The organism is Nocardioides conyzicola (assembly GCF_039543825.1).
Classification (GTDB): domain Bacteria; phylum Actinomycetota; class Actinomycetes; order Propionibacteriales; family Nocardioidaceae; genus Nocardioides; species Nocardioides conyzicola.
In genome coordinates this window covers 143,311-169,585 of record NZ_BAABKM010000004.1, presented here as the reverse complement: position 1 = coordinate 169,585, position 26,275 = coordinate 143,311, and the positions used below count along the sequence as shown (strand labels likewise).

Annotated in this window: 30 protein-coding genes; 17 read left to right on the top strand and 13 right to left on the bottom strand. The window is 71.4% G+C overall.

Going from position 1 to position 26,275, the window contains the following annotated elements; genetic code table 11:
• Positions 1–30 precede the first annotated feature (30 nt).
• The 6 genes from ABEA34_RS20580 to ABEA34_RS20555 are packed head-to-tail and all read left to right on the top strand — an operon-like array spanning position 31 to position 6,549.
• Entirely contained in the window at positions 31–1,629 is a 1,599-nt protein-coding gene (locus tag ABEA34_RS20580; RefSeq protein WP_345523479.1) for an ABC-F family ATP-binding cassette domain-containing protein, read from the top strand.
• A gap of 43 nt (positions 1,630–1,672) precedes the next feature.
• Positions 1,673–2,341: a maleylpyruvate isomerase N-terminal domain-containing protein gene (locus ABEA34_RS20575; RefSeq protein ID WP_345523478.1), complete on the top strand. Its 669-nt coding sequence runs from the start codon at positions 1,673–1,675 to the stop codon at positions 2,339–2,341.
• A 21-nt stretch (positions 2,342–2,362) separates the two neighbouring features.
• The gene (locus tag ABEA34_RS20570; RefSeq protein WP_345523477.1) at positions 2,363–3,148 is read left to right on the top strand and encodes an enoyl-CoA hydratase/isomerase family protein; all 786 of its coding nucleotides are present in this window, start codon (positions 2,363–2,365) and stop codon (positions 3,146–3,148) included.
• 10 nt (positions 3,149–3,158) lie between these two features.
• A complete protein-coding gene (locus ABEA34_RS20565; protein ID WP_345523476.1) occupies positions 3,159–5,042 on the top strand; it encodes an ABC transporter ATP-binding protein in 1,884 nt (627 codons plus the stop codon).
• A 3-nt stretch (positions 5,043–5,045) separates the two neighbouring features.
• Positions 5,046–5,783 (top strand): class I SAM-dependent methyltransferase, encoded by a 738-nt coding sequence (locus ABEA34_RS20560; protein ID WP_345523475.1) that lies wholly within the window; start codon positions 5,046–5,048, stop codon positions 5,781–5,783.
• Positions 5,784–5,793: 10 nt separating this feature from the next.
• The gene (locus ABEA34_RS20555) at positions 5,794–6,549 is read left to right on the top strand and encodes an SDR family oxidoreductase (protein ID WP_345523474.1); all 756 of its coding nucleotides are present in this window, start codon (positions 5,794–5,796) and stop codon (positions 6,547–6,549) included.
• On the opposite strand, the gene ABEA34_RS20550 is transcribed toward ABEA34_RS20555, so the two are convergent.
• A complete protein-coding gene (locus ABEA34_RS20550) occupies positions 6,435–7,409 on the bottom strand; it encodes an SURF1 family cytochrome oxidase biogenesis protein (RefSeq protein ID WP_345523473.1) in 975 nt (324 codons plus the stop codon). The genes ABEA34_RS20555 and ABEA34_RS20550 overlap by 115 nt on opposite strands.
• Positions 7,410–7,475: 66 nt before the next feature.
• On the opposite strand from ABEA34_RS20550, the gene moaA reads away from it, so the two are divergent.
• The gene (gene moaA / locus ABEA34_RS20545) at positions 7,476–8,471 is read left to right on the top strand and encodes a GTP 3',8-cyclase MoaA (protein WP_345523472.1); all 996 of its coding nucleotides are present in this window, start codon (positions 7,476–7,478) and stop codon (positions 8,469–8,471) included.
• Here the strand turns inward: moaA and ABEA34_RS20540 are convergent, their stop codons facing one another.
• Together ABEA34_RS20540 and ABEA34_RS20535 are read right to left on the bottom strand one after the other, a co-directional pair.
• Positions 8,472–8,666, bottom strand: coding sequence for an acetone carboxylase (locus ABEA34_RS20540; protein ID WP_345523471.1), 195 nt, complete (start codon positions 8,664–8,666; stop codon positions 8,472–8,474).
• A 120-nt stretch (positions 8,667–8,786) separates the two neighbouring features.
• Positions 8,787–9,125: a DUF3099 domain-containing protein gene (locus ABEA34_RS20535; protein ID WP_345523469.1), complete on the bottom strand. Its 339-nt coding sequence runs from the start codon at positions 9,123–9,125 to the stop codon at positions 8,787–8,789.
• A gap of 66 nt (positions 9,126–9,191) precedes the next feature.
• On the opposite strand from ABEA34_RS20535, the gene ABEA34_RS20530 reads away from it, so the two are divergent.
• Genes ABEA34_RS20530 through ABEA34_RS20515 form a run of 4 tightly spaced genes read left to right on the top strand, consistent with a single transcriptional unit; the run spans position 9,192 to position 11,454 of the window.
• Entirely contained in the window at positions 9,192–9,404 is a 213-nt protein-coding gene (locus ABEA34_RS20530; protein WP_345523468.1) for a dodecin, read from the top strand.
• Between the two features lie 41 nt (positions 9,405–9,445).
• On the top strand, positions 9,446–10,171 hold the full coding sequence (gene fabG / locus ABEA34_RS20525; protein WP_345523467.1) for a 3-oxoacyl-ACP reductase FabG: 726 nt from the start codon (positions 9,446–9,448) through the stop codon (positions 10,169–10,171).
• A 1-nt stretch (position 10,172) separates the two neighbouring features.
• Positions 10,173–10,946 (top strand): enoyl-ACP reductase FabI, encoded by a 774-nt coding sequence (gene fabI, locus ABEA34_RS20520; protein ID WP_345523466.1) that lies wholly within the window; start codon positions 10,173–10,175, stop codon positions 10,944–10,946.
• Position 10,947: 1 nt separating this feature from the next.
• Positions 10,948–11,454, top strand: coding sequence for a SixA phosphatase family protein (locus ABEA34_RS20515; protein ID WP_345523465.1), 507 nt, complete (start codon positions 10,948–10,950; stop codon positions 11,452–11,454).
• A 90-nt stretch (positions 11,455–11,544) separates the two neighbouring features.
• Here ABEA34_RS20515 and serB read toward each other — a convergent pair whose 3' ends face one another.
• Both serB and ABEA34_RS20505 read right to left on the bottom strand, forming a co-directional pair.
• The gene (gene serB / locus ABEA34_RS20510) at positions 11,545–12,774 is read right to left on the bottom strand and encodes a phosphoserine phosphatase SerB (protein WP_345523464.1); all 1,230 of its coding nucleotides are present in this window, start codon (positions 12,772–12,774) and stop codon (positions 11,545–11,547) included.
• A 30-nt stretch (positions 12,775–12,804) separates the two neighbouring features.
• Positions 12,805–13,542, bottom strand: coding sequence for a hypothetical protein (locus ABEA34_RS20505; protein ID WP_345523462.1), 738 nt, complete (start codon positions 13,540–13,542; stop codon positions 12,805–12,807).
• Positions 13,543–13,596: 54 nt separating this feature from the next.
• On the opposite strand from ABEA34_RS20505, the gene ABEA34_RS20500 reads away from it, so the two are divergent.
• From ABEA34_RS20500 to ABEA34_RS20485, 4 genes are read left to right on the top strand one after another with little or no spacing between them, the layout of a single operon-like run.
• Positions 13,597–14,394, top strand: coding sequence for an ABC transporter ATP-binding protein (locus ABEA34_RS20500; RefSeq protein ID WP_345523460.1), 798 nt, complete (start codon positions 13,597–13,599; stop codon positions 14,392–14,394).
• Between the two features lie 9 nt (positions 14,395–14,403).
• Positions 14,404–14,868, top strand: a complete 465-nt coding sequence (locus tag ABEA34_RS20495; RefSeq protein WP_345523459.1) for an NfeD family protein — start codon at positions 14,404–14,406, stop codon at positions 14,866–14,868.
• A gap of 17 nt (positions 14,869–14,885) precedes the next feature.
• Positions 14,886–16,043: an SPFH domain-containing protein gene (locus ABEA34_RS20490; protein ID WP_345523457.1), complete on the top strand. Its 1,158-nt coding sequence runs from the start codon at positions 14,886–14,888 to the stop codon at positions 16,041–16,043.
• The gene (locus ABEA34_RS20485) at positions 16,040–16,804 is read left to right on the top strand and encodes a sulfite exporter TauE/SafE family protein (RefSeq protein ID WP_345523455.1); all 765 of its coding nucleotides are present in this window, start codon (positions 16,040–16,042) and stop codon (positions 16,802–16,804) included. The genes ABEA34_RS20490 and ABEA34_RS20485 overlap by 4 nt, the downstream gene beginning before the upstream one ends.
• Before the next feature lie 4 nt (positions 16,805–16,808).
• Here ABEA34_RS20485 and ABEA34_RS20480 read toward each other — a convergent pair whose 3' ends face one another.
• Positions 16,809–17,165, bottom strand: a complete 357-nt coding sequence (locus ABEA34_RS20480; protein WP_345523453.1) for a DUF4267 domain-containing protein — start codon at positions 17,163–17,165, stop codon at positions 16,809–16,811.
• A 52-nt stretch (positions 17,166–17,217) separates the two neighbouring features.
• Here ABEA34_RS20480 and ABEA34_RS20475 point away from each other — a divergent pair, with 52 nt between their 5' ends.
• Positions 17,218–17,880 carry a nitroreductase family protein gene (locus ABEA34_RS20475; RefSeq protein ID WP_345523451.1) on the top strand — a complete coding sequence of 221 codons (663 nt, stop codon included), beginning with the start codon at positions 17,218–17,220 and terminating at the stop codon, positions 17,878–17,880.
• Between the two features lie 6 nt (positions 17,881–17,886).
• On the opposite strand, the gene ABEA34_RS20470 is transcribed toward ABEA34_RS20475, so the two are convergent.
• Genes ABEA34_RS20470 through ABEA34_RS20440 form a run of 7 tightly spaced genes read right to left on the bottom strand, consistent with a single transcriptional unit; the run spans position 17,887 to position 24,506 of the window.
• Positions 17,887–18,849, bottom strand: coding sequence for an alpha/beta hydrolase (locus tag ABEA34_RS20470; protein ID WP_345523449.1), 963 nt, complete (start codon positions 18,847–18,849; stop codon positions 17,887–17,889).
• A 2-nt stretch (positions 18,850–18,851) separates the two neighbouring features.
• The gene (locus ABEA34_RS20465; RefSeq protein WP_345523447.1) at positions 18,852–19,514 is read right to left on the bottom strand and encodes a glycerophosphodiester phosphodiesterase; all 663 of its coding nucleotides are present in this window, start codon (positions 19,512–19,514) and stop codon (positions 18,852–18,854) included.
• A complete protein-coding gene (locus tag ABEA34_RS20460; protein WP_345523445.1) occupies positions 19,511–20,224 on the bottom strand; it encodes a gamma-glutamyl-gamma-aminobutyrate hydrolase family protein in 714 nt (237 codons plus the stop codon). Before ABEA34_RS20460 ends, ABEA34_RS20465 begins: the two co-directional genes overlap by 4 nt.
• Positions 20,224–21,003, bottom strand: coding sequence for a 3-oxoacyl-ACP reductase (locus ABEA34_RS20455; RefSeq protein WP_345523443.1), 780 nt, complete (start codon positions 21,001–21,003; stop codon positions 20,224–20,226). Before ABEA34_RS20455 ends, ABEA34_RS20460 begins: the two co-directional genes overlap by 1 nt.
• Positions 21,004–21,024: 21 nt before the next feature.
• Positions 21,025–22,383: an aldehyde dehydrogenase family protein gene (locus tag ABEA34_RS20450; RefSeq protein WP_345523441.1), complete on the bottom strand. Its 1,359-nt coding sequence runs from the start codon at positions 22,381–22,383 to the stop codon at positions 21,025–21,027.
• Positions 22,384–23,739: a glutamine synthetase family protein gene (locus ABEA34_RS20445; protein WP_345523439.1), complete on the bottom strand. Its 1,356-nt coding sequence runs from the start codon at positions 23,737–23,739 to the stop codon at positions 22,384–22,386.
• Positions 23,740–23,762: 23 nt separating this feature from the next.
• Positions 23,763–24,506 carry a FadR/GntR family transcriptional regulator gene (locus ABEA34_RS20440; RefSeq protein WP_345523437.1) on the bottom strand — a complete coding sequence of 248 codons (744 nt, stop codon included), beginning with the start codon at positions 24,504–24,506 and terminating at the stop codon, positions 23,763–23,765.
• 139 nt (positions 24,507–24,645) lie between these two features.
• Here ABEA34_RS20440 and ABEA34_RS20435 point away from each other — a divergent pair, with 139 nt between their 5' ends.
• Positions 24,646–26,265, top strand: coding sequence for an amino acid permease (locus ABEA34_RS20435; RefSeq protein ID WP_345523435.1), 1,620 nt, complete (start codon positions 24,646–24,648; stop codon positions 26,263–26,265).
• Positions 26,266–26,275: the final 10 nt, after the last annotated feature.

Genomic DNA, 26,275 nt, shown 5'->3' with positions numbered 1-26,275 from the left:
GACCGTACCCACAACTACGCTTGGCCCGACATGATCACCGCTCACAAGCTCGAGGTCCGCGCCGGAGCACGCCTGCTCATGGAGGACGTCAGCTTCCGCGTCGCCCCGGGTGACAAGGTCGGTCTGGTCGGCCGCAACGGCGCCGGCAAGACGACGCTCACCAAGATCCTCGCCGGCGAGGCACTGCCCGCGGCCGGGTCGGTGCAGTCGACCGGCGAGGTGGGCTACCTCCCGCAGGACCCGCGCATCGGCGACCCCGAGGTGCTGGCCCGCGACCGGATCCTGTCCGCACGCGGCCTCGACGACGTCGTACGCCGGTTGCGCAAGGCGGAGACCGACATGGGCAGTGACGACCCCGCCGTCCGCGACAAGGCGATGCGTCAGTACGAGCGCGCCGACTCCGAGCTGCACGCCGGTGGTGGGTACGCCGCCGAGTCCGAGGCGGCCACGATCGCCAGCAGCCTGGGCATCCAGGAGCGGATCCTCACCCAGCAGCTCAAGACCCTGTCCGGTGGTCAGCGGCGCCGTGTCGAGCTGGCCCGGATCCTCTTCTCCGGTGCGGAGACGCTGCTCCTCGACGAGCCCACCAACCACCTCGACGCCGACTCGATCGTGTGGCTGCGCGAGTTCCTCAAGGCGCACAAGGGCGGGCTGATCGTGATCAGCCACGACAACGCGCTGCTGGAGCAGACCGTCAACAAGGTGCTGCACCTCGACGCCAACCGCGGCGAGATCGACGTCTACAACATGGGCTGGAAGGCCTACCTGACGCAGCGCGAGACCGACGAGAAGCGCCGCAAGCGCGAGCGGTCCAACGCCGAGACCAAGGCCAAGACGCTCACCGACCAGGCCAACAAGATGCGCGCCAAGGCCAGCAAGGCCACCGCCGCGCAGTCGATGCTCAAGCGCGCCGAGAAGATGATGGCCGGCCTCGAGGGCGAGCGGCAGAGCGACAAGGTCGCCCGGATCAAGTTCCCGGCCCCGGCGCCCTGCGGCAAGACCCCACTCACCGCGGCCGAGCTCTCGAAGTCCTACGGCTCCCTCGAGGTCTTCATCGACGTCGACCTGGCGATCGACAAGGGCTCCCGGGTCGTCATCCTCGGCCTCAACGGTGCGGGCAAGACGACGATGCTGCGCATCCTGGCGGGGGTCGACCAGCCCGACACCGGGTCGGTCGTGCCCGGCCACGGGCTCAAGATCGGCTACTACGCCCAGGAGCACGAGACCCTCGACGTCAACCGCACGGTGCTCGAGAACATGCAGAGCGCCGCGCCCCAGCTGACCGACACCGAGGCCCGCTCCGTGCTCGGCTCGTTCCTCTTCTCCGGCGAGGACGCGCACAAGCCGGCCAAGGTGCTCTCGGGTGGCGAGAAGACCCGGCTCGCGCTGGCGTCGCTGGTCGTCTCCAGCGCCAACGTGCTGCTGCTCGACGAGCCCACCAACAACCTGGACCCCGCCTCTCGCGAGGAGGTGCTGGCCGCGATCCGCACCTACGAGGGCGCGATCATCCTGGTCACCCACGACGAGGGCGCCGTGCGCGCGCTCGAGCCGGACCGGGTGCTGCTGCTGCCCGACGGTGACGAGGACCTCTGGAACGACGACTACGCCGACCTGGTGTCCCTGGCCTGATCGACCCGGGTCCGCTGTCGGCGGCGCCGCCTACCGTGGCGTCATGAGCCTGAGCATCGACCTGTCCACCGGCCGGAGCGCGTTCGCCGAGTCGGTGACCACGTTCGTCGACGCCGTCGACGCCGTCGACGAGTGGGACCTCCTCGGGGCCTCCCGCTGCCACGGCTGGACCCGGCTCGACGTCGTCGTGCACGTGCTCGCGGGCTGGCAGGAGATGCTCGGGGGCATGGTCTCGCCGGTCGACGACGCCGTCACGGTCGACGCCGCGTCGTACTGGACGGCCTTCGCGGAGACCGAGGCCGGCGACCCGCTGCTGACGCTGATGGCGCAGCGACGACGTACGGCGGCGTACTCCCGCCCGAGCGCCGCGGTCGAGCAGCTGCGGGACGTCGCCGACGCCGTACGCCGGGGCGCGGCGAGCCTCCCCGACCGCCACGTGGCCTGGCAGGGACAGGTCTTCACCCCCGGTGACTTCCTCGTCATCTGGGCGGTGGAGGACGTCATCCACCAGCTCGACCTCGACCTCGACGAGGACCAGGGCGCCGTGCTTCCGCCGACGGCCCTCGACCTCGGCCGGGCGACGGTCGAGGCGCTGGCCGAGCCGTTCCCCGCCGGCTGGTCGGCCGAGGAGGTCGTGCTGGTCGGCACGGGACGATCGGCGCCGCCCGACGGCCTCGGGGCGCTGGCCGACCGGCTGCCGGTCCTGCGCTGAGCCGCGACTACTGTGCGCACCATGGACCAGAAGACGCTCGAGGACGCCGGCCTGCTCTACGACGTGGCCGGCGCGGTCGCGACGATCACCCTCAACCGGCCCGACGTACGCAACGCCCAGACGCCGACCATGTGGCACGCCCTCGCGGGCATCGGCGACGAGCTGCCCGACGACGTGCGCGTCGTGGTGGTCAAGGGTGCCGGCGCTGCGTTCTCGGCGGGCCTCGACCGGTCGATGCTCGACCCCAGCACGGCCGGCGAGGGCTCGGTCGTCGCACTGATGGGGCAGTCGGACGAGGAGGTCTCGGCCGCGATCGACGGTTTCCAGCGCGGCTTCACCTGGCTCCGTGACCCGCGGTTCGTGTCGATCGCCGCGGTGCACGGCTACGCGATCGGCGCGGGCTTCCAGCTGGCGCTGTCGTGCGACCTCAGAGTGGTGGCCGACGACGCGCAGTTCTGCATGAAGGAGTCCGCCCTCGGCCTCGTGCCCGACCTGACGGGAACAAAGCCGCTCGTCGAGAGCGTTGGCTACGCCAGGGCACTGGAGATCTGCGCCACGGCGCGGATGGTCGGCGCGAGCGAGGCGGTGGACATCGGGCTCGCTCTCACCGCCGTACCGGTCGCGGAGCTCGCCTCCACGGTCGAGCACCTCGTCGGTGCCCTGACCGCACCGATGGCCGGCGCGGTGAGCGAGACCAAGACGTTGCTGCAGGGTGCGGCAGACCGGAGCCTGGACGAGCAGCGTCGCCTGGAGCGCGAGGCGCAGACCCGCCGCTTCCGGGAGCTGGTTGCACTGATGAAGCAGTAGGGGAGAGACGATGTCGGGGATGCAGGGCTCGGGCGCCGCGTGGCGACACCTGCGGTCGGACCGCAGCCTGGTGCACACCCGCATCGAGCGTGGGACGGTCCGCCGGGTCGTCGGCTTCGCGCGGCCGCACCGGCGCCTGATCACGGTCTTCCTGCTGCTGACGGTCATCGACAGCTGCCTGGTCGTCGTGTCACCGCTGCTGGCCAAGCACATCATCGACGACGGCATCGTCGGCGGAGACGCCGGACTGGTGACCGTGCTCGCGCTCGCGATGGCGGGCGTCGCGCTGCTCGGCGCCGTGCTCTCCGTCGGCGAGGGCTGGCTGTCGTCGCGGATCGGCGAGGGACTCATCTTCGACCTGCGCACCCGGGTCTTCGGGCACGTGCAGCGGCAGTCGCTCGCGTTCTTCACCCGCACCCAGACCGGTGCCCTGGTCTCGCGGCTCAACAACGACGTCATCGGCGCCCAGCGCGCCTTCACCTCCACGCTGTCCAGCACGGTGGCGAGCACGATCTCCGTCATCGTGGTCGGCATCGCGATGCTGGCCCTGAGCTGGCAGGTGACGCTGCTCTGCCTCGCGATCTTCCCGCTGATGCTGCTGGTCTCGCGGTGGGTCAGCTCCCGGCTCGCCGGCCTGACGCGCCAGCAGATGGACGGCAACGCCGACATGGGCAACGCGATGACCGAGCGCTTCAACGTCGGCGGCGCCATGCTGCTCAAGCTCTTCGGCCGGCGCGAGGAGGAGGACGAGGTCTTCGCCCACAAGGCCGCCTACGTCCGCGACCTCGGCGTACGGATCTCGCTGCTCACCCGGATCTTCGCGGCGTCGATGATGGCGGTCCCGGCGCTGGCCACCGCGCTCGTGTACGGCGTGGGTGGGCACCTCGCCGTCGACAAGACGCTGACCGTCGGCACCCTGATCGCGCTCGCCACGCTGCTCCTGCGCCTGCTCGGCCCGCTGCAGAGCCTGTCCAACGTCCGCATCGACGTGATGACCGCGCTGGTCAGCTTCGAGCGCGTCTTCGAGGTGCTCGACCTGCCGTCGCTGATCGAGGAGAAGCCCGACGCGGTGGTGCTCCCGCGGTCGGCTGCGCGCCTGGAGTTCGACCACGTCGGCTTCGGCTACCCGCGGGCCGACGAGATCTCGCTGGCGTCGCTGGAGACCGTCGCGCGCAAGGAGTCCCGCGAGGGCGGCCCGGTGCTCAACGACATCTCGCTCGTCGCCGAGCCCGGCCAGATGGTCGCCCTGGTGGGCCCGTCCGGTGCCGGCAAGACCACGATCACCCACCTGGTCGCCCGGCTGTACGACGCCCGGACCGGCGTGGTCCGCGTCGGCGGCCACGACGTGCGCGACGTGACCCTGCAGTCGCTGGAGGACGTCGTCGGCTACGTCACCCAGGACGCGCACATGTTCCACGACACCATCCGGGCCAACCTGCTCTACGCCCGCCCCGGCGCGAGCGACCAGGAGGTCTGGGCGGCCCTCGAGGCGGGCCAGATCGCCACCCTCATCCGGAGCCTGCCCGACGGGCTCGACACGGTGGTCGGCGACCGCGGCTACCGCCTCTCCGGTGGCGAGCGACAGCGGCTCGCGATCGCCCGGCTCCTGCTCAAGGCCCCGGCGATCGTCGTGCTCGACGAGGCGACGGCCCACCTCGACAGCGAGTCGGAGGTCGCCGTACAGCGCGCGCTGGACGCCGCGCTCGACGGCCGCACGTCGCTGGTCATCGCGCACCGGCTCTCGACCGTCCGCAACGCGGACCAGATCCTGGTCGTCGACCGAGGCCGCATCGTGCAGCGCGGCACGCACGCCTCGCTGCTCGCCGAGGGCGGCTTGTACGCCGACCTCTACCGCACCCAGTTCGTCGAGGACCTCCCGCCGGCGACGGTCTGACCGATGAGCCGACGTGCGCTGAGCTTCGGGGCCGCGGCGCGCGAGTATGACCGGTTTCGCCCCGGCTACCCCGACGAGCTGGCCGACCTGGTGCTCGCGCACGCGCGCGGCCCGGTCAGACGAGCCCTCGAGATCGGTGCCGGGACCGGCAAGGCGACCCGGCTCTTCGCCGGACGAGGCGTCCACGTGGTCGCCGTCGAGCCCGACGCGGAGATGCGTGCGGTGCTGCTGGCCCAGACCGTCGACCTGCCCGTCGAGGTGCTGGCCGGCACGTTCGAGGAGGTCGTCCTACCCGACGTGGGCCTGATGGACCTGTGCTTCGCGGGCGCCGCCTTCCACTGGACCGACCCCGAGACCCGGTGGCAGCGGGTGGCGGCGTCGTTGCGGTCGGGTGGCGTCGCGGCGATCTTCGGCGCGCAGACCGTCGTCGCGGACCCCGGGCTGGCCGCGGCGATCACCGCGATCGAGGAGGAGATCACCGGTCCCGGCTCGGCGCTGCTGGCGTCGGCGTACGTCGAGGCCGTGGACCTGCCGGAGCTCGAGCCGCCGGAGCTCGCGATCTTGCCGCGGCGCTCCGAGCACGCGGTCGAGGACTACCTCGGTCACCTGGGAACGGTGTCGGCCTACCTCCTGCTGGAGCCCCGCGAACGGGCGGCGGTGCTCGCCCGGGTCCGCGCGCTGCTGCCGGCCCGGGTCGAGCTGGCGCAGGACGTCTACGTGCAGCTGACCCGCCGCGTCTAGGCTCGGCCCCATGGACCTCGAGCTCGCCGACCGCGTCTTCGTCGTCACCGGGGGAGCGCGGGGGCTCGGACGGGCGACCGCCGACGTGCTGGTGGCGGAGGGCGCGCGGGTGGTCCTGTCCGGGCGCAGTGAGGCGACGCTGGCGGCCGCCCGCGAGGCGCTGGGCGACGCGGCGGAGACCGTCGTGGCCGACAACGCCGACCCCACAACACCGGACCGGCTGATCCGCGCCGCGCTCGACCGCTGGGGCCGCCTGGACGGAGCGCTGGTCAGCGTCGGCGGCCCGCCCCGGGGCTCGGTCGTCACCACCACGGACGAGCAGTGGACGGAGGCGTTCGCGTCGGTCTTCCTCGGTGCGGTCCGGGTCGGCCGTGAGATCGGCAAGGCGCTGCCCCACGGTGGTTCCCTCGCCTTCGTGCTGTCCTCCAGCGTCCGGGCGCCGCTCGCGGGCATGGCGATCTCCAACGGCCTGCGCCCCGGCCTGGCGATGGTGGCGAAGACGCTGGCCGACGAGCTCGGCCCCGCCGGCGTACGCGTCAACGGGCTGCTGCCCGGGCGGGTGGAGACCGAGCGGGTCGCCGAGCTGGACGCCGCCAGCGGTGACCCCGTGGCGGCCAGGGCGGCCGGGGTCGCCTCGATCCCGCTGCGGCGCTACGGCGCGCCGGAGGAGTTCGGTCGGGTGGCGGCCTTCGTGCTGTCGCCGGCGGCGTCCTTCGTGTCCGGGGTGATGCTGCCGGTCGACGGAGGCATGCTCCGGGCCCTGTGAGCCTCGCGGGCGGCGCGCTCCTCGGCGTACGCCTTCTGGTACGCCGCCCGCACCGCCTGCTTGTGGGCGTTCTTGGCGGCCTGCTTGGACTTGCGGCCGGACAGCGCCTCCTCCCGGGCGGACGGTTCGTCGCGGCGCTGCGACCGCCACTCATCCCACGCCAGGTAGCCGAAGCCGAAGAACGCGAGCAGCCCGAAGAACCACCACTGGAGGCCGTAGAAGAAGTGCGGTCCGTTGTCGAGCTCCGGCAGCTCGGCCGGCTCGAGGTCCGCTGCCGGCTGGCCGTCCTCGGTGTCGACCATGACGAACCCGCCGTACACGTCCTGGTCGATGGCCTTGCCGATGGTCTCGCTGGAGATCGACCGGGTCGAGTGGTCCGTCACGTCGGTGCTGTCGCCGCTGGCGTCGGCACGGACCCAGCCCTCGACCGTCACCTCGCCGGCCGGTGGCGCCGGGACGTCGGAGGGACTGGCACCCTCGTTGTCGGCCGCCATCCAGCCCCGGTCGACGAGCAGGGTCGCGCCGTCTGCGGTGACCAGGGGCACGACCACGTCGATGCCCGAGGCGCCGTCGCGGGTGCGGTAGCGCACGATCACGGTCTGGTCGGCGTCGTAGGTGCCGGTGGCGGTCACCTGGCGCCACTCGTCGTCCTCCGCGACCGGGCGGCCCGGGGCGAGCACGTCGCCGACACGCGCGGGATCGCGGTCCTCGTTGGCGCGGACGACGGCGTTGCTGGCCTTGCGGTCGTCGAGCCGGTGGAACTGCCACTCGCCGAGCCACCAGGCGGCGTAGCAGAGCAGCACGACGATGGCTGCGAAGAGCAACCAACGCCGACTGATGAGGAACCCCCAGGACCGCACGGGTCGAGGCTAGTCCGCGCCAGGGCGTCGCCCGGTGGCGGCCTCAGGCGACGTCCCTAGACTGTGGTGGTGACGACACAGCGCCTCGAGGATCGCTTCGGTCGGGTGGCAACGGACCTGCGGGTCTCGTTGACCGACCGATGCAACCTGCGCTGCAGCTACTGCATGCCGGCGGAGGGCCTCGAGTGGCTCCCGAACGACGCCCTCCTGAGCGACGACGAGATCGTCCGGATGGTCCGGATCGGTGTCGAGCAGCTCGGCATCCGTGAGGTCCGCTTCACCGGTGGCGAGCCGCTGGTACGCCGCGGCATCGTCGACATCGTGAGGCGCAGCCACGACCTCGGCGTCGAGACGTCGCTGACCACGAACGCACTGGGCCTCTCGCGGATGGCCGAGGCCCTGGCCGTCGCCGGGCTCGACCGGGTCAACGTCAGCCTCGACAGCATCCGGCGCGAGACCTTCCACGAGATCACCCGCCGCGACCGTCTGCACGACGTGATCGCCGGGCTGGCGGCAGCTCGGGACGCCGGCCTCGGGCCGGTGAAGATCAACGCGGTGCTGATGCGCGGCGTCAACGACGACCAGGCGCCCGAGCTGCTGCGCTGGGCCCTGGGCGAGGGCTACCACCTGCGGTTCATCGAGCAGATGCCGCTCGACGCCCAGCACGGCTGGTCGCGCGACGGGATGATCACCGCGGACGTGATCTTCGCGTCGCTGGAGGCGGAGTTCCTGCTCACGCCGGCCGAGGAGCCGCGGGGGAGCGCGCCTGCCGAGCTCTTCCAGGTCGACGGCGGCAGCGGCACCGTGGGCGTGATCGCCTCGGTGACCCGCCCGTTCTGCGGCGACTGCGACCGGGTCCGGCTCACCGCCGACGGCCAGATCCGCAACTGCCTCTTCGCCCGCGAGGAGTCCGACTTGCGAGCGTCGCTGCGCGCGGGTGCGAGCGACGAGGAGATCGCCGAGCGCTGGGTCATCGCGATGCGGGGCAAGCGCGCCGGTCACGGCATCGACGACCCGACGTTCCTCCAGCCCGACCGCCCGATGTCCGCCATCGGCGGTTGATCAACCGGCGTCGGCGTGGGGTACGACGTCCTTGAGGAACTGGCGGGCGCCCAGGAAGTCGGAGAGCGAGCCCTTGTGCTCGTCGCACGCCAGCCAGACCTTGCGGCGGTCGGGGGTGTGCAGCTTGGGGTTGTTCCACAGCAGCTCCCAGGTCGCAGGTGCCTGGCAGCCCTTGGCCGAGCAGACGTCGCTCACGGTGTGCTCCTCTGAAATGAAGTGATGCCAGACAGCCACGGGGGAAGCCGTCCGGCATCACGACGAGCCAGGACGGGGGAGACCCGGCTCGCGTGGATTCTGTCACCCAGACGGGTGAAGTCAAGGATGAGACGCGCCGTCGCCGGGCGAGTCGTCGGCCGCGCCCAGCTCGCGGACGTAGAGACCGTCACGCAGGTCGAAGTCGTCGCGCTTGTTCATCGTCGCGTTCGCCATCACGACCGCGACGTACGGCAGCACGAGCGCCCCCGCGATGAGGATCGGCCAGAGCCACCCGACGCCCGCGAGCGCCGCCACGATGGCGCCGACGAAGCACAGCGAACGCAGCGTCATCGACAGCAGGTAGCGCTTCTGCCGCACCGCGATGTCGGCGTTGCGACTCGATGCAGCAGTGGTGATGCGGACCGCCGCGTCCTGCGGTCGGCGCAGGTCCCGGGCCATGCCTCCATCGTACGTCGGTAGTGTCGGGCCCCGAGGCCTGCCCCTGGGCCAGCATCGGAGGTCACCATGACGAACCGCACCTACCGCGTCACCGAGATCGTCGGCACCTCGCCCGACGGCATCGAAGCGGCCATCCGCAACGCCGTCGAGCGGGCGGGCAAGACCCTGCGTCACCTCGACTGGTTCGAGATGACCCAGGTCCGCGGCCAGATCAAGGACGGCCAGGTCGAGCACTTCCAGGTCGGGCTCAAGGTCGGTTTCCGGCTCGAGGACGACTGACCAATTCCTCCTTACCAATCGGTAGTCGCTAGCGTCGCCACGTGAGCGAACCACAGGAGACGACAGCCCGTTCCGTGCTCGTCACGGGCGGCAACCGGGGCATCGGACGCGCGATCGCGGAGGCGTTCGTGGCGAACGGCGACCAGGTGGCCGTCACCACGCGCAGCGGCGGCGCGCCCGACGGCACCCTCGACATCCGGTGCGACATCACCGATGCGGGTCAGGTCGAGGCGGCCTTCGCCCAGATCGAGGAGGCGCACGGCCCGGTCGAGGTGCTCGTCGCCAACGCCGGCATCACCGCCGACACGCTGCTGCTGCGGATGTCCGACGAGGACTGGTCGTCGGTGATCGACACCAACCTCACGGGTTCGTTCCGGCTCGCCAAGCGCGCCTCCAAGGGCATGCTGCGGCTGCGCCGGGGCCGGATCGTCTTCATCTCCTCGGTCGTCGGCCTGCTCGGCTCGGCGGGTCAGGTCAACTACGCGGCCTCGAAGGCCGGCCTGGTCGGCATGGCGCGCTCGATCGCGCGCGAGCTCGGCTCCCGGTCGATCACGGCGAACGTCGTGGCCCCGGGCTTCATCGAGACCGACATGACCGGCGTGCTGAGCGACGAGCAGAAGGCGGCCATCAAGGCGCAGGTGCCACTGAGCCGGTTCGGCTCCGTGGACGACATCGCAGAGACCGTGCTGTGGCTGACCGGCCCCGGCGCGGCGTACGTCACCGGGGCCGTCATCCCGGTCGACGGTGGACTCGGAATGGGGCACTGACATGGCAGGCATCCTGGACGGCAAGCGGATCCTCGTCGCGGGCGTGACGATGGACAGCTCGATCGGCTTCGCGACCGCGAAGGTGGCGCAGGAGCAGGGCGCGACCGTGCTGATCTCCAACTTCGGCCGCGCGCTCGGCATCACCCGACGGATCGCGAAGCGGCTGCCCGTCGAGCCGCCCGTGCTCGAGCTCGACGTGACCGACGAGGAGCACCTCGCCGGGCTCGAGGCCCAGGTGCGCGAGCACGTCGACGGCCTCGACGGCGTCGTGCACTCGATCGCGTACGGCAACCCGGAGACGCTGCTCGGCGGCAAGTTCCTCACCGGCCCGTGGCCCGACGTCGCGCAGGCGGTGCAGGTCTCGGCGTACTCCCTCAAGGCGCTCGCGGAGGCCGCCCGCCCGCTGATGGGTCCCGGCGGGTCCGTCGTCGGGCTCACCTTCGATGCGACGGTCGCGTGGCCGGCGTACGACTGGATGGGCGTGGCGAAGGCGGCGCTCGAGTCCACGTCGCGCTATCTCGCGCGCGACCTCGGGCCGTACGGCATCCGGTCCAACCTGGTGTCCGCCGGGCCGCTGAAGACGCTGGCCGCGAAGGCGATCCCGGGCTTCGAGGACCTGGAGTCGATGTGGAGCGACCGGGCGCCGCTGGGCTGGGACAACACCGACCACGCGCCGACCGCGCGGGCCGTCTGCGCGCTTCTCTCCGACTTCTTCCCGGCGACCACCGGCGAGATCATCCACGTGGACGGCGGCCTGCACGCGATGGGTGCCTGAGGTGGCTCGTCGGCTGGTCGTGATGCGGCACGCGAAGGCCGAGCAGGACGGACCGACGGACTTCGAGCGGCCGCTGGCCGACCGCGGCCGCCGGGACGCTGTCGAGGCGGGGTCCTGGCTGTCCGCCCAGGGGGTCGAGCCCGCGCACGCGCTGGTCTCAGCGGCGCTGCGGACGCAGCAGACGTGGGAGGCCGTCGCCTCCGGCGCGGGCTGGTCGCTGGCGCCCGACCTGGACCGCGGCCTCTACGCCGCCGGGCCGGAGACCGCGCTCGACCTGGTCCGGCTCGTGCCGGACGCGGTGACGTCGCTGGTCGTGATCGGACACAACCCGACGGTGGGCGTGCTGGCGCAGGTGCTCGACGACGGGTCCGGCGACGCGGCTGTTGCCGCATCGATGGCGGGGGACTTCCCGACGTGCGCGGTCGCGGTCTTCTCGTACGACGGCGCCTGGGCCGACCTCGGCGAGGGGACCGCGCGGCTCGAGGCGTTCCACGTCGGTCGCGCCTGACGGTTGAGTCGGGAGTTCTGACGCTCCAGTCGGGAGTTCTTGACGCAAGCCGTGGTCAGAACTCCCCAATGAACCGTCAGAGGTCCCGAATCAACCGATCGGCGGTGCGGGGGTGACGAACCCCGCCTCGGCGTCGGCGGCGACGATCTCCTCGCGGGAGATGCCGAGGAGGTACATGATCGCGTCGAGGTACGGCACGTTGACGGACGTGTCCGCGGCGTCCTGGACGAGCGGCTTGGCGTTGTAGGCGATGCCGAGCCCGGCCGCGTTGAGCATGTCGAGGTCGTTGGCGCCGTCGCCGATGGCGATGGTCGCGGCCTCGGAGACCCCGATCTCGGCGGCGAACTCCCGCAGCGCGGCGGCCTTGCCGGCGCGGTCGACCACCGGGCCGATGATCCGGCCGGTGAGCACCCCGTCGACGATCTCGAGCTCGTTGGCGCGGGAGAAGTGGATGCCGAGGTCCTCGGCCAGGCGGTCGACGAGCTGGCTGAACCCGCCCGAGACCAGCGCGAACCGGTAGCCCAGCCGGCGCAGCGTGCGCACTAGCGTCCGGGCACCGGGGGCGAGCACGATCGCGTCGTACACCTCGTCGAGCGCGGTGGCGGGTACGCCGGCGAGCAGGGCGACCCGCGAGCGCAGCGACGCCTCGAAGTCCAGGTCACCCCGCATGGCCGCGGCGGTCACCGCCGCGACCTCGGCCTCGTAGCCGGCGTGCGCGGCCAGCATCTCGATCACCTCGCCCTGGATCAGCGTGGAGTCGACGTCCATCACGATCAGCCGGGTGCCGCGGCGCAGCAGGTTGGCCGGCTGCACGGCGATGTCGATGCCGTGGCCGGCGGCCTCCGGGGCCAGCACAGTGCGGAGCGCGTCGGTGTCGGCGCCGGAGACGTGGAGGTCGATCGCGGTGACGGGGTAGCGCGCCATCCGCTCGATCCGGTCGATGTTGGCACCGGCGTCGGCGATCCGGCCCGCGACGGCGGCCATCGCGGAGGCCCGCAGCGGCGTACCGATGATCGTCACGTGCGAGCGTCCGTCGCGCCGGGACTTGTTGTCGCCGGCGCCGCGGTCGATGTCGACGGTCATGCCCAGCGAGGCGGCGGTCTCCTCGACCGCGGCCCGCACCTTCTTGGCGTTGTGGGGCGCGGTGACGAGGATGCCGAGGATCAGCTGGCGGCGGAGCACGATCTGCTCGATGTCGATCACCTCGACCCCGGCGCCCGAGAGCGCGGTGAACACCGAGGAGGTCACGCCCGGTCGGTCCTTGCCCGACAGCGTGATGAGCAGGGTCTCCGGCTTGTCGCCGGGTAGCAGGTCAGTCATCGGCGGCAACGCTATCGGTGTCGAGCCACCTCAGGCCCCGTCGGGCCACACCTCGGGCGAGGAGGCGGCGACCAGCGCGCGCCTCCCGGCCCGGCCGAGCGGCCGCAGGGCATCCGCACGCGCCGTGATGTCGGCGGCGGTCAGCGCGGCGCCGTCGTCCTCGAGCGCGAGCTCGACGATCGCGACCGCCTGCAGCCCCCGGGCGGCGAGGTCGACGCAGCGATCCGGCACGCCCGCCGGCGCCGTGACCGGGTGACGGTGCCGCAGGTTGAGCAGCTCGTCCGCGACGTCGGGCCGCCAACGCGCGACGTCGAGCCGGGCGAGCGCGTTGGCCGACTCGATCAGCGCGGCGCGGAGCCCACGGTCCGCCTCCCCGACGTCGGGCAGCTGTCGCCGCGCCGCCGGGTGGACCGTCCAGGTCACCGCGGCGCCGGTGCGGTGCGGCACCAGCCCGAGCCCGGCCTCGGCGACGACGACCGCCTCGCCGGCCTCCAGGGCCTCGGCGTTGAACGCTGCCGGCCCGCCCAGCCCGGCCGGGTCGCCCTCGACCGGGAACGCCGCGCCCATGCCCGACGCGCCCGCAGCCCGGAGCCGGCCCAGCGCGACGACGAGGGTCTCGGTGCGGTCGGCGCCGGGCAGCCCTGCCACGGCATGGGTCGCGTCGTCGCCCAGCACGGCGTCGACCACCAGGTCCGTCACGACGTGGCCGCGCAGCCACGCCGTACCCCACCAGGCGAGTCGTACCGAGGCTGGAAGCACAGTCGTCACGGCCGGTGAGGATACGCCGCAACGCTTCACCGACCAGTCGCTAGGGTGTGCCGCGTGAGCACCCCTGTCCTGGACTTCGCCGAGGTCACCGTCCGGCGGGGGCAGGCCACCTTGCTGGACCGGGTCACGTGGCGGGTCAACGGCGACGAGCGCTGGGTCATCCTCGGTCCCAACGGCGCCGGCAAGACCACGCTGCTCCAGGTCGCGAGCGCGCAGATCCACCCGACGGAGGGCGTGGCGGGCATCCTCGACGAGGTCCTCGGCACCGTGGACGTCTTCGAGCTGAGGCCGCGCATCGGCATCACCAGCGCCGCACTCGCCGAGCGCATCCCGCGGGCGGAGCGGGTCCACGACGTCGTCGTCTCCGCGTCGTACGGCGTGGTCGGCCGCTGGCGCGAGATCTACGACGACCTCGACCACAGCCGCGCGACGGAGCTGCTGACCGAGGTCGGCGTGATGCACCTCGTCGACCGCACGTTCGGGACCCTCAGCGAGGGTGAGCGCAAGCGCGTGCAGATCGCGCGGGCCCTGATGGCCGATCCCGAGCTGCTGCTGCTGGACGAGCCTGCCGCCGGGCTCGACCTCGGTGGCCGCGAGGACCTGGTGTCGACCTTGTCGGTCCTGGCCGCCGACCCGGCGTCGCCGGCGACCGTCCTGGTGTCGCACCACGTCGAGGAGATCCCGCCCGGCTTCACCCACGCGCTGCTGCTGCGTCGCGGCCAGGTGGTGACGGCCGGTCCGATCGACGAGGTGATCACGGCCGCCAACCTGTCGTCCACGTTCGGGATGCCGCTCGTGCTCAACCACGAGGACGGGCGCTGGAACGCTCGGCGCCGAACCCGCCACAGGTAGGGTCGCAGCATGGACTGGCTGAGCGAGCACGCGTGGGCGGTCTGGCTCGGCATCGCCGCCCTCCTCGGCATCGCCGAGCTGATGAGCCTCGACCTCGTGCTGGTCATGCTTGCCGTCGGCGCCGGTGGCGGTGCGATCACCGCCGCGCTCGGCGGCCCGGTGGCGCTGCAGATCATCGTCGCCGCGGTCACGGCGATCGCGATGCTCGCCCTGGTCCGTCCGTCACTGGTGGCCCGCCTGCACCAGGGTCCCGACCTCGTCCTCGGCACCAACAAGCTCCTCGGGCAGCGCGCGACCGTGACCCAGCGGATGACCGGCCTCGCGGTCGGCCAGATCAAGCTCGCCGGCGAGACCTGGAGCGCCTCGCCGTACGACGAGCACGTCTCGATCGAGGTCGGCGAGACCGTCGAGGTCTTCGAGATCCGCGGCGCCACTGCCTACGTCCACCCCATCCCTGAGCTCGACAGTCCCTGAGCGCGAAGGAGTCCTCGGTGCCACTCGCCATCCTGATCCTGCTAGCCCTGCTGCTGCTGTTCGTGGTGGTGCTCCTGGCCAAGACGGTCCGGATCGTGCCGCAGGCACGCGCCGGCGTCGTCGAACGCTTCGGCAAGTACCTCAAGACGCTGCCCGCCGGCCTCAACATCGTCGTGCCGTTCGTCGACAAGGTGCGCTACGTCATCGACCTGCGCGAGCAGGTCGTCAGCTTCCCGCCGCAGCCCGTGATCACCGAGGACAACCTGGTGGTCTCGATCGACACGGTCATCTGGTTCCAGGTCACCGACCCGATCGCGGCGACGTACGAGATCGCCAACTACATCCAGGCCGTCGAGCAGCTCACCATGACGACCCTGCGCAACATCGTCGGTGGCATGGACCTCGAGCAGACGCTGACCAGTCGCGAGGAGATCAACACCGGCCTGCGCGGCGTCCTCGACGAGGCGACCGGCAAGTGGGGCATCCGCGTCAACCGCGTCGAGATCAAGGGCATCGACCCGCCGCCGTCCATCAAGGACGCGATGGAGAAGCAGATGCGCGCCGACCGCGACAAGCGGGCCTCGATCCTCACGGCCGAGGGTCAGCGGCAGTCCGCGATCCTCACCGCCGAGGGCAACAAGCAGTCCGCGATCCTGAACGCCGAGGGTGACCGGGAGTCGCAGATCCTGCGCGCCCAGGCCGACCGGGAGTCGCAGATCCTGCGGGCCCAGGGTGAGGGGCAGGCCATCCAGACGGTCTTCCAGGCCATCCACGACGGCAACCCGGACCAGTCGTTGCTGGCCTACCAGTACCTCCAGATGATGCCGAAGATCGCCGAGGGTGGCGCCAACAAGCTCTGGATCGTGCCGAGCGAGATCGGCCGGGCGCTCGAGGGGCTCGGCTCCACGATGACCGACCTCGCGGGCATCCCGCAGCACACGTCGGGTTCGAAGACCCGTGTCGACATGGGCAGCACCGAGCGCGCCGCGATCGGCGGCAGCGGAGCCCTCGGCGACACGGAGCTCAAGAGGGCCAACGCCGCCGTGGAGGCGGCGATCGCGGAGGCGGCCCAGGCCGCCAACCCGCGCGCGGCTGCGGCGGCCACGGAGACCGACCCGTCGATCGACCCCGGTGAGGTGCCCCCCGCCCCGCCGGAGGAGCCGCCCGCTACGTGAGCCTCTTCGAGGTGGCCGCGATCCTGCTCGCCGGGATCGCGGCCGGGACCATCAACACGGTCGTGGGCTCGGGCACGCTGATCACCTTCCCGACCCTCCTCGCGTTCGGCATCCCGCCGGTGACCGCCAACGTCTCCAACACGATCGGGCTGGTCCCGGGGTCGGTCTCCGGCGCCATCGGCTACCGGCGCGAGCTCGCCGGGCAGCGCTCGCGCATCCTCCGGCTCAGCCTCGCGTCGCTGATCGGGGGTACGGCGGGCGCCGTGCTGCTCCTGGTGCTGCCGGACGACGCCTTCGCCGCGATCGTGCCGGCCCTGATCGTGCTGGGGCTCGTCCTGGTCGTCTGCCAGCCCCGCATCTCGGCCTGGGTGGCGGCCCGGCACGAGGCGACCGGCGGGATGCCGCACCACGGCACCTGGTGGGTCTGGCCGGGCGTGCTCGCGACGGGCGTGTACGGCGGCTACTTCGGAGCGGCGCAGGGCGTGCTGCTCATGGCCGTGCTCGGCACCGGCATCGACGACTCGCTGCAGCGGCTCAACGGGGTCAAGAACATCCTCGCGGCCACCGTCAACGCCATCGCCGGCCTGATCTTCGCGGTCGTCGCCGACGTCGACTGGTGGGTCGTCCTGATCATCGGGATCGGCTCGGTCATCGGCGGCCAGATCGGCGCCACCGTCGGCCGACGGCTCCCACCGGTCGGGCTCCGGATCACGATCGTGGTCGTCGGCACCGTGGCCCTCGCCGTGTTCCTGCTGAGCTGACCGCTCAGCGCTTGAGCAGCCCCAGCAGCCCGGATCCGGCGGCACCGACAGCGGGCGCGATCAGCGTCATCGCGGTCTTGCGGGACACCGAGCCGTCCTGCATGGCGAGGTAGCCCGTGGCGGCGTCGGCGCCGTCCACGAGGATGCCGAGGCCGATCAGTCCCCGCTGGGCCTTGCCACGGGCGAGGAGGGTGACCACGCCGAGCGCGACCTCGCGGGAGCCGAAGAGCCGCACGACGTAGGGGACCTGCGGGTTGGTCACCGGGTCCAGCTGGAAGAGCTTGGCCGCGACCTGCGGGTTGGCCAGCGCAGCGGCGCCGACGCTGATGCGTCCGAGGGAGAGGGCGATCACAGGGTTCATGGCTGCACCGTAGCGGTCGCCCGGATCACCGGGCCCGTGACAGGCTCGCTCCATGGACCTGTACGACGTGATGCGGACGACCCCGGCCGTCCGGGAGTTCACCGACGAGCCCCTGCCCGACGAGACCCTGCGCCGGATCCTCGACAACGCCCGGTTCGCGCCGAGCGGCGGCAACCGCCAGGGCGTGCGGATCGTCGTCGTCCGCGACCAGCAGACCCGCGAGCGTCTCGCCGAGCTCAACAAGCCTGCCGTCCGCCGCTACGTCGCGCAGATCAAGGCCGGGCAGAGCCCGTGGAACAGCCTGGAGCCGCCCATCCCGACGCCCGAGGAGATCGAGGCGACCGACGTACCGGAGCAGTTCACCAAGCCCGTGCTCACCGCCGGAGCCGTCCTGGTCGTCTGCGTGGACCTCGGCGTCATCGCGTCCACCGACCAGCTCCTCGACCGGGTCGGTGTCATCAGCGGCGCCTCGGTCTACCCGATGGTCTGGAACATCCTGCTCGCGGCCCGCAACGAGGGCTTCGGCGGCACCATCACCACGATGGCGGCCGCCGAGGAGCCGGCCGTGCGTGGGCTCCTCGGCATCCCGGACGAGTACGCCGTCGCGGCCGTGCTCCCGATCGGTCAGCCGGTCAAGCAGCTCACCAAGCTGCGCCGCAACGAGGTCGAGGAGTTCGTGACCCGGGAGCGGTTCGACGGCCAGCCGTTCAGCTGACGACGCTCAGTCGACGTACGTCGACATCCAGCGGTCGATCTCGGCGTACGCCGCGGCGCGGGGACCGGGCAGCGACAGCACGACGTCATGGCGGGCGCCCTCGATGGCGACGTAGGTGACGTGGCGGCCGATGGCGGTCGCCCACTTCCGGATCTGCGGCACCTCGAGCACGATGTCGAAGTTGTGCACGTCGTCGCCCATCTCCTTGGGCCACCGGGTCCCGCCCGACGAGAGCACGAGCACCGGGCAGCCGACCTCGAGGCCGGCCTGCAGCTCGGCGTGGCCGCGGCGGATGGCGCTCAGCCAGCCGAAGGTGACCGGGAACGAGTCGAGCGGCTTCCAGTCGGTGTTGAACGGCCACTCGCCGGCGTGGTCGACGTGCAGGCTGCGGCCGTAGTGGCCGCCGACGGTGCGGGGGATCTGCCGGGTCGGCTGCCGGGCGCCGACCTGCTTGACGACGGACGTGCCGAGCCCTTGCATCAGCCGGCCGCCCTGCATGTCGAGCCAGGGTGAGTTGAGCACCATGCCGACGACCGACGGCTGCCGCTCGTTGGCCCACAGCGACAGGATCAGGCCGCCGGTGGAGTGGGCGGTGAGCACCACGTGGTCGTGCCCGTCCCGCTCGGCGATCCGGTGGAGGGCGGCGTCGAGCTCGCCGAAGTGCTGCCGCAGGTCGGTGACGTAGTTGGGCGTCTGGTGCGGGCGGAGCGACCGGCCGTACTTGCGCAGGTCGAGGGCGTAGAAGTCGTAGCCGCGCTCGGTCCACCACTCGGCGTACGCCGTCTGGAAGAAGTAGTCGCAGAACCCGTGGACGTAGAGCACCGCGCGCCCGGTGGGCTCGGCTGCGCGGCGTACGACGAGGGTCGCCACGACCGGGCCCTCCTCGTCCGGCGGGAGGGTGATGGTCTCGGCCAGGTAGGGCTCGCCCAGGACGTCGGGGACGAGCCTCTCGAAGGTTGCGGACGTCATGGTCAAATCCTGTCAGGTCGACGGAGACGCAGGGCGACCTCGGGGTTGTTCGTGGTCACCAGCCAGGCGCGGCCGGGCTTGAGCCAGTAGCGCAGCGAGTCCTCGGTGTCGACGGTCCACACGAGCAGCGGGAACCCGCTCCGGCGCGCGAACCTGCGGACGTGCAGGCGTGCGAGCCAGTGGTGCGCCACCGCCAGGTTGGCCCCGGACCGGCGGTAGCGGACGGCGGGGAAGAGCTCGGTGAGCCGCACCCGGATCGCGTGCAGCACCGGGATGTCGCGCAGGCCGCGGCCCAGCGACAGGCCGACCAGGAGGTCGTGCCCCTCGGCGTCCGCCCAGTCGCGGACGGCGCGCACCCCGTCATCGTCGAGGGTCGTGACCAGCAGCGCGTCGGTGCCCAGGCGGTCGACGGCCTGCGCGACGATCGGCGCCTCGCCGCCCTGGACCTTGAGGTCGAGGTGGAGACGGGTGCGCCCGGCGAGCAGCTGGAGCGCGTCGGCGTACGTGAGGGTGCCGGGCGGCGCGACGTCGACGGGGTCGTGCAGCAGGACCAGCGAGCCGTCGCCGCACCGCTGCACGTCGATCTCGACGTAGTCGGCGCCCATGGCGATCGCGGCCTCGATGTCTGCCGCGGTGAGGCACCGGTGCGCGCTGACGAGGGTCATCGGGAGTCAGCGTAGACCGCGGCCGCTCGCACCAGTCCGGCGAGGAGGCCGACGTCGGCCGCGGTCTCGGGATGCCACTGGACCCCGACGCAGAACCGGTCGCCGGGCGCCTCGAACGCCTCGAGGGTGCCGTCCCCGGCGTGCGCGACCGCGGCGTACCCGGGGTGCGTGCGGACGGACTGGTGGTGGTGGCAGTTCACGGTCAGGTGGTCGCCGACGAGGCCCGCGACCCGGGTGCCGGCGAGGGTGACGACCTCGGTCTCGCCGAACGCGTCGCCGCCGGGGGAGTGCCGCTCGTGGTCGACCAGGTCCGGCACGTGCTGCTCGAGCACCCCGCCGGCGTGCACGGCCATCACCTGCATGCCGCGGCACACGCCGAGCACGGGCAGGCCGACGGCCTCCGCGGCATCGAGCAGCGCCACCTCCCACGCGTCCCGGTCGGGTCGCCAGCCGGCCGTGCGAGGGTGTGGCTCCTCGGCGTACCGCGTCGGGTCCACGTCGGCGCCGCCGCTGATGACCAGCCCGTCGAGACGGGCGGCCACGGCGTCGGCGGCGCCGACCTGGGCGAGCGGAGGGAGCAGCACGGGTACGCCGCCGGTGGCCTCCACGGCGTCGGCGTACAGCGTCGGCAGCAGGTCGGCGCGCTGCTGCCAGACCCCCCAGGCCGCGTCCTCGCGGTAGGTGGTCAGCCCGATGACCGGAGCAGGCATCAGAGCGGCGTGACGTAGGCCCCGGAGATGCCGCCGTCGACCAGGAACGTGTTGGCGGTCATGAACGAGGAGTCGTCGGAGGCCAGGAACAGCACGGCGGACGCCATCTCCTCCGGCTCGCCGAAGCGCCCCATCGGCACGTGCACGAGGCGGCGCGCGGCGCGCTCCTCGTCCTTGGCGAAGAGCTCCTGCAGCAGCGGGGTGTTGACCGGCCCGGGGCACAGCGCGTTGACGCGCACGCCCTGGCGGGCGAACTGCACGCCGAGCTCGCGGCTCATCGACAGCACGCCGCCCTTCGAGGCGGAGTAGGAGATCTGGGACGTCGCCGCACCCATCACCGCGACGAACGACGCGGTGTTGATGATCGACCCCTTGCCCTGCTCGAGCATGTAGGGCAGCGCTGCCTTGCAGCACAGGTAGACCGAGGTCAGGTTGACCTCCTGCACCTTGCGCCAGGCGTCGAGGTCGGTGTCGAGGATCGAGTCGTCCTCCGGCGGGCTGATGCCGGCGTTGTTGAACGCGATGTCGACCGAGCCGTAGGTGTCCTTCGCCGTCTTGAACAGCGCGTCCACCTCCTCCTTGGACGTCACGTCGACGTGGACGTACGTCGCCACGTCGGGTCCGCCGAGCTCGGCCACGATCTCCGCGCCGCGCTGGTCGTTGAGGTCGCCGATGACGACCTTCGCGCCCTCCGCGACGAACCGCTGGACCGTGGCCAGGCCGATGCCCGAGCAGCCGCCGGTGACGACCGCGACCCGGTCCTGGATGCGTCCTGCCATGAGTTGTGGTGCTCCTTCTGGTCAGTGGGCGATGAAGACGTTCTTGAGCTCGGTGAACGCGTTGGGCGCGTCCGGGCCGAGCTCGCGGCCGAGGCCGGACTGCTTGTAGCCCCCGAACGGCGTCCAGTAGCGGACCGACGAGTGGGAGTTGACGCTGAGGTTGCCGGCCTCGACCGCCCGCGACACCCGCAGACCGCGGCCGAGGTCGTGGGTGAAGATCGACCCGGACAGGCCGTACTCGGTGTCGTTGGCCTTGGCCACGGCGTCGGCCTCGTCGTCGAACGGCATCACGGCGACCACCGGCCCGAAGACCTCCTCGCGCCAGATCCGGTCGGCCGGGTCGTCGACGGCCACCACGGACGGCGGCACCCAGAAGCCGTCGCCGCCCGGGGTGGTTCCGGCGAAGGCCACGGACACCTCGTCGAGGTAGCCGGTCACGGTCGACTTCTGCTGGGCCGAGATGAGCGGCCCCATCTCGCTGGACTCGTCGCTGGGGTCGAGCACCCGCATCCCGAGCACGGCCGGCTCCAGCTTGGACAGGAACTCGTCGTACGCCGAGCGCTCCACCAGGATCCGCGAGCGGGCGCAGCAGTCCTGACCCGCGTTGTCGAAGACGGCGTACGGCGCGCTGGCGGCCGCCGCCGCGATGTCGGCGTCCGCGAAGACGATGTTGGCGCTCTTGCCGCCGAGCTCGAGGGTCACCCTCTTCACCTGGTCGGCGCAGCCGCGCATGATCTGCTTGCCGACCGACGTGGAGCCGGTGAAGCAGACCTTCCGCACGAGCTCGTGGGTCACGAACCGCTCGCCCACCACGGAGCCCTTGCCCGGGATGACGGTCAGCACGTCGGCGGGCAGCCCGGCCTCCAGCGCGAGCTCGCCGAGGCGGATCGCGGTGAGCGGGGTGAGCTCGGCCGGCTTCAGCACGACCGTGTTGCCGGCGGCGAGGGCCGGGGCGAAGCCCCAGGCCGCGATCGGCATCGGGAAGTTCCAGGGGACGATGATGCCCACCACGCCGAGCGGCTCGTGGAAGGTGATGTCGATGCCGCCGGCGACCGGGATCTGCTGGCCGAAGAGCCGCTCCGGCGCTCCGGCGTAGTAGTTGAGGCAGTCCCGGACGTTGCCGGCCTCCCAGCGCGCGTTGCCCCACGTGTGGCCCGCGTTGCGCACCTCGAGCTCGGCGAGCTCGTCGAGGTGCGCGTCGACGACGGCGGCGAACCGACGCAGCACGGTCGCGCGCTCGCCGGGCGCCATCGCCTTCCAGGCGGGGTACGCCGCGTGCGCGCGCTCGATGGCCGCATCGGCCTCCTCGAGCGACGCCAGAGGTACGTCGACCACCGGCGTCGCGGTCGCCGGGTTGATGACGGTGTAGACGTCGCTCACTTACAGCCTCTCGAATCCACGGAAGAGCTCCCAGTCGGTGACGGCAGCGTTGAAGGCGGCCAGCTCGACGGCCGCCATGTTGGCGTAGTGGTCGACGACGTCGTCACCGAGGGTGGCGCGCGCGATCTCCGAGGTCACGAAGGCCTCCCGGGCCGCGGCGAGCGTCGTCGGGACCTTGGGCAGGTCCGAGGTGTAGGCGTTGCCGACCAGGGCGTCCCCGAGGGGCAGCTCGTGCTCGATCCCGTAGAGCCCGCCGGCGAGCATCGCGGCCAGGGCGAGGTAGGGGTTGGCGTCGGCGCCGGGCACCCGGTTCTCCATCCGGGCGCTGGACCCGTGCCCGACCAGGCGGACGGCGCAGGTGCGGTTGTCCAGCCCCCACGCGATCGTGGTCGGCGCGAACGAGCCGTCGGCGAACCGCTTGTAGGAGTTGATGTTGGGCGCGAAGAGCAGCGTGAAGTCGGCCATCGTCGCGAGCACACCGGCGATGAAGTGGTCGTAGAGCGGCGTGCGGGCGCCGTCCTTCCAGAAGACCAGGTCGCCGTCCTCGCCGCGCAGCGACAGGTGGATGTGGCAGGAGCTGCCCTCACGCTCGTTGAACTTCGCCATGAACGTGATCGCCTTGCCCTGCTGGGACGCGATCTCCTTGGCCACCGTCTTGTAGACGACGTGGTCGTCGGCCGTCTTCAGCGCGTCGGCGTACAGGAAGCCGATCTCGTGCTGGCCGAAGTTGCACTCGCCCTTGGCGCCCTCGACGTCCAGGCCCGCGGCGTACATGGTGTTGCGGATCGCCCGCAGCAACGGCTCGACGCGGGAGGTGCCGAGGATCGAGTAGTCGACGTTGTACTGGTTGACCGGCGTGAGGTCGTGGTAGCGCGCGTCGTGCGCGGCCTCGTACGTCGTGTCGAACGCGATGAACTCGAGCTCGGTGCCGGCCAGCGCGATCCATCCCTGCTCCGCGCACCGGTCGAGCTGCCGCTGGAGGATCGACCGCGGCGACTGGACGACGGGGGAGTGGTCGGGCCAGACGAGGTCGCACTGGACCATGGCGGTCGCGGGCAGGTGGGTCAGCAGGCGGATGGTGCGGTCGTCGAGGACGAACTCCATGTCGCCGTAGCCCTTCTCCCAGGAGGAGATGGTGTAGCCGCCGACCGTGTTCATGTCGACGTCGACGGCCAAGAGGTAGTTGCAGCCCTCGGTGCCGTGCGGCACCACGACGTCGGCGAAGTAGCGCGCGTGCAGCCGCTTGCCCTGCAGCCGTCCCTGCATGTCGGTGAAGGCGACCACGACGGTGTCGATCTCGCCCTCCTGGATCCGGGCGAGCAGGTGCTCCATCGAGAGGTGACGACTGTTGCGCACGCGGTGCCTTCCTTCCGTCGGTTCTAGCCCACGAGCCCGCGCAGGAGCGCAGCCGTGTCGTCGCAGTGCTCTTCCATCACGGTGCGGGCCCGCTCGGCCTCGCCCGCGACGATCGCCTTGACCAGGACCGCGTGCTGCCGGTCCGAGTGCGCGATGTTGGTGCCCAGCACCGGGATCGCGAGCAGCATCTCGTGCAGCGTCGACTGCACCGAGGTGACGGCCTCGATCACGCGGGGCGAGCCCGCGAGCGACGCGACGGTGAGGTGGAAGCGGGAGTCGGCCTGCCGGTGCGCCGCGGGCCTGGCCGCACGGGAGACCTCGGCGTGGGCGCGCTCCAGCTGGCCCCGGCGTACGTCGGTCAGCTCGACGCTCGCCGCGAGCCAGGCGGCCCCGGGCTCGACGATCCGTCGGTAGTCCAGAGCGTCGAGCCAGTCCGCCCGGCGCTCCGGGGAGATCCGCGCGGCGGCCCGGGCGGAGGGGGTGCGTGCCTTGAGGGTGACGACGGTGCCGCCACCGCGGCCGCGGGTGGTCTCGACCAGTCCGGCCTCGCGGAGCGCGGCCATCGCCTCACGCAGCGTGGCGCGGGAGACCCCGAGCATGGTGGCCAGGTCGCGCTCCGGCGGCAGAGCGGTGCCGAGCGGGTAGACGCCGAGCCGGATCGCCGTGCCGAGCTGCTCCACGCAGGCCTCGAACGCGTGGTGCCCGCGCACCGGCCGGAGCACCGCCTCGGGCAGGTGCGCTGCCGAGGGGTCGGGCGACGCGGTCATGGACCCAATCCTTGGAGCGCTCGTCGGCAGTGTCAATGGTCTGAGTTCATACCAATTTTACGGAAGCCTATGGACACCCCGAACAACGCGGGTCTAGCGTCCGGTTCACATTCGCACGATCACCCCCGGAAGGTGCCTGATGCCCGAAGCGCACGAGCCGGTCGTCCCGGCTCATCACGGCCCCGAGCTCACCGAGGACGAGAAGCACCTCGCGAAGCTCGGCTACAAGCAGGAGCTGTCCCGTTCGTGGTCCGGCTTCTCCAACTTCGCGATCTCGTTCTCGATCATCTCCATCCTGGCCGGTTGCTTCACGACCTTCGGCCAGGCGTGGAGCAACGGTGGCCCGATCGCCATCACGTGGGGCTGGCCGGTCATCTCGATCTTCATCCTGATCATCGGCTTCACGATGTCGGAGCTGGTCTCGGCCTACCCGACCTCGGGCGGCATCTACTGGTGGGCGGCCAAGCTCGGCGGCCCGATGGCCGGCTTCTACACCGGGTGGCTGAACCTGATCGGCCTGATCGCGGTCACCGCCTCCGTGGCGTACGGCGCCGCCAACTTCGTCGACATCCTGCTCGGGCTCTTCAGCGACAGCTGGGCGGCTGACTACAGCCTCAAGCGGGTGTTCATCGAGTTCGTGATCATCCTGTTCATCGCGGCCCTCGCCAACATCTTCTCCAGCCACCTGCTGGCCGTCGTCAACAACATCTCGGTGTGGTGGCACGTCGCGGGTGCGGCGCTGATCATCGGCATCCTGATCATCGTCCCGGACAACCACCAGAGCATCGGGTGGGTGATGAGCGAGCGGATCAACAACTCCGGGTACAACGACGGCTCCACCAGCGGGACCATGTTCTGGTTCCTGGTGCTGCCCCTCGGCTTCCTGCTGACGCAGTACACGATCACCGGCTTCGACGCGTCCGCCCACCTGTCGGAGGAGACGGCATCGGCGTCGAACGCCGCGGCCAAGGGCATCTGGCGCTCGATCTTCTACTCCGCCGTCGGCGGCTGGATCCTGCTGCTCGCGCTGCTCTTCGCAGTCCAGGACCAGGGTGCCGTGACCGACAGCATCAACCAGGGCTACTACGGGTCCGACGTGATCCTCGGGCAGGCGCTCGGCACCAACGCCCACATCGTGGTGATCGCGATCTCCGCCTTCGGCCAGCTCTTCTGCACCACCGCCTGCCTGACGAGTGCGTCGCGGATGACGTTCGCCTTCAGCCGGGACGGTGCCATCCCCGGCTCGCGGCTCTGGTCGAAGGTGTCGAAGACCAAGGTCCCCGCCAACGCCGTGATCTTCGTGTCCGTGATCGCGGGCCTGATCACCCTCCCGGCCCTGATCGAGGTCAACATCGGGACCGCCGACGCACCGATCATCCTGCCGACGGCGTTCTACGCCGTGGTCTCGGTGGCGGTGATCGGGCTCTACCTCGCCTTCGCGATCCCGATCTTCCTGCGCTGGAAGATCGGCGACGCCTTCGAGGTCGGCGCCTGGAACAACGGCAAGAAGTACAAGTGGATGAACCTCGTCGCGGTCGCCGAGATCGTGGTCATCTGCATCTACTTCATCCTGCCGCTCTACCCGGTCGGCTGGCCCACCGAGGAGGGCTTCAGCTGGAAATTCGTCAACTACGCCCCGATCCTCACCGGCGGCACGATCCTGCTGGTGACGATCTGGTGGTACGCCTCGGCCCGCAAGTGGTTCACGGGACCGAAGGTCACCATCGACGAGGCCGTGCTCGAGGCGTTCGGCGACTGACCCCTCGCCG

Coding starts and splice junctions, on each gene's coding strand:
- ABEA34_RS20575 (WP_345523478.1), top strand. CDS start 1,673: ATGAGCCTGAGCATCGACCTGTCCACCGGCCGGAGCGCGTTCGCCGAG.
- serB (WP_345523464.1), bottom strand. CDS start 12,774: ATGACTGACCTGCTACCCGGCGACAAGCCGGAGACCCTGCTCATCACG.
- ABEA34_RS20535 (WP_345523469.1), bottom strand. CDS start 9,125: ATGGCCCGGGACCTGCGCCGACCGCAGGACGCGGCGGTCCGCATCACC.
- ABEA34_RS20435 (WP_345523435.1), top strand. CDS start 24,646: ATGCCCGAAGCGCACGAGCCGGTCGTCCCGGCTCATCACGGCCCCGAG.
- fabI (WP_345523466.1), top strand. CDS start 10,173: ATGGCAGGCATCCTGGACGGCAAGCGGATCCTCGTCGCGGGCGTGACG.
- ABEA34_RS20530 (WP_345523468.1), top strand. CDS start 9,192: ATGACGAACCGCACCTACCGCGTCACCGAGATCGTCGGCACCTCGCCC.
- ABEA34_RS20470 (WP_345523449.1), bottom strand. CDS start 18,849: ATGACGTCCGCAACCTTCGAGAGGCTCGTCCCCGACGTCCTGGGCGAG.
- ABEA34_RS20475 (WP_345523451.1), top strand. CDS start 17,218: ATGGACCTGTACGACGTGATGCGGACGACCCCGGCCGTCCGGGAGTTC.
- ABEA34_RS20565 (WP_345523476.1), top strand. CDS start 3,159: ATGTCGGGGATGCAGGGCTCGGGCGCCGCGTGGCGACACCTGCGGTCG.
- ABEA34_RS20570 (WP_345523477.1), top strand. CDS start 2,363: ATGGACCAGAAGACGCTCGAGGACGCCGGCCTGCTCTACGACGTGGCC.
- ABEA34_RS20455 (WP_345523443.1), bottom strand. CDS start 21,003: ATGGCAGGACGCATCCAGGACCGGGTCGCGGTCGTCACCGGCGGCTGC.
- ABEA34_RS20465 (WP_345523447.1), bottom strand. CDS start 19,514: ATGACCCTCGTCAGCGCGCACCGGTGCCTCACCGCGGCAGACATCGAG.
- ABEA34_RS20580 (WP_345523479.1), top strand. CDS start 31: ATGATCACCGCTCACAAGCTCGAGGTCCGCGCCGGAGCACGCCTGCTC.
- ABEA34_RS20555 (WP_345523474.1), top strand. CDS start 5,794: ATGGACCTCGAGCTCGCCGACCGCGTCTTCGTCGTCACCGGGGGAGCG.
- ABEA34_RS20440 (WP_345523437.1), bottom strand. CDS start 24,506: ATGACCGCGTCGCCCGACCCCTCGGCAGCGCACCTGCCCGAGGCGGTG.
- ABEA34_RS20560 (WP_345523475.1), top strand. CDS start 5,046: ATGAGCCGACGTGCGCTGAGCTTCGGGGCCGCGGCGCGCGAGTATGAC.
- ABEA34_RS20480 (WP_345523453.1), bottom strand. CDS start 17,165: ATGAACCCTGTGATCGCCCTCTCCCTCGGACGCATCAGCGTCGGCGCC.
- ABEA34_RS20495 (WP_345523459.1), top strand. CDS start 14,404: ATGGACTGGCTGAGCGAGCACGCGTGGGCGGTCTGGCTCGGCATCGCC.
- ABEA34_RS20460 (WP_345523445.1), bottom strand. CDS start 20,224: ATGCCTGCTCCGGTCATCGGGCTGACCACCTACCGCGAGGACGCGGCC.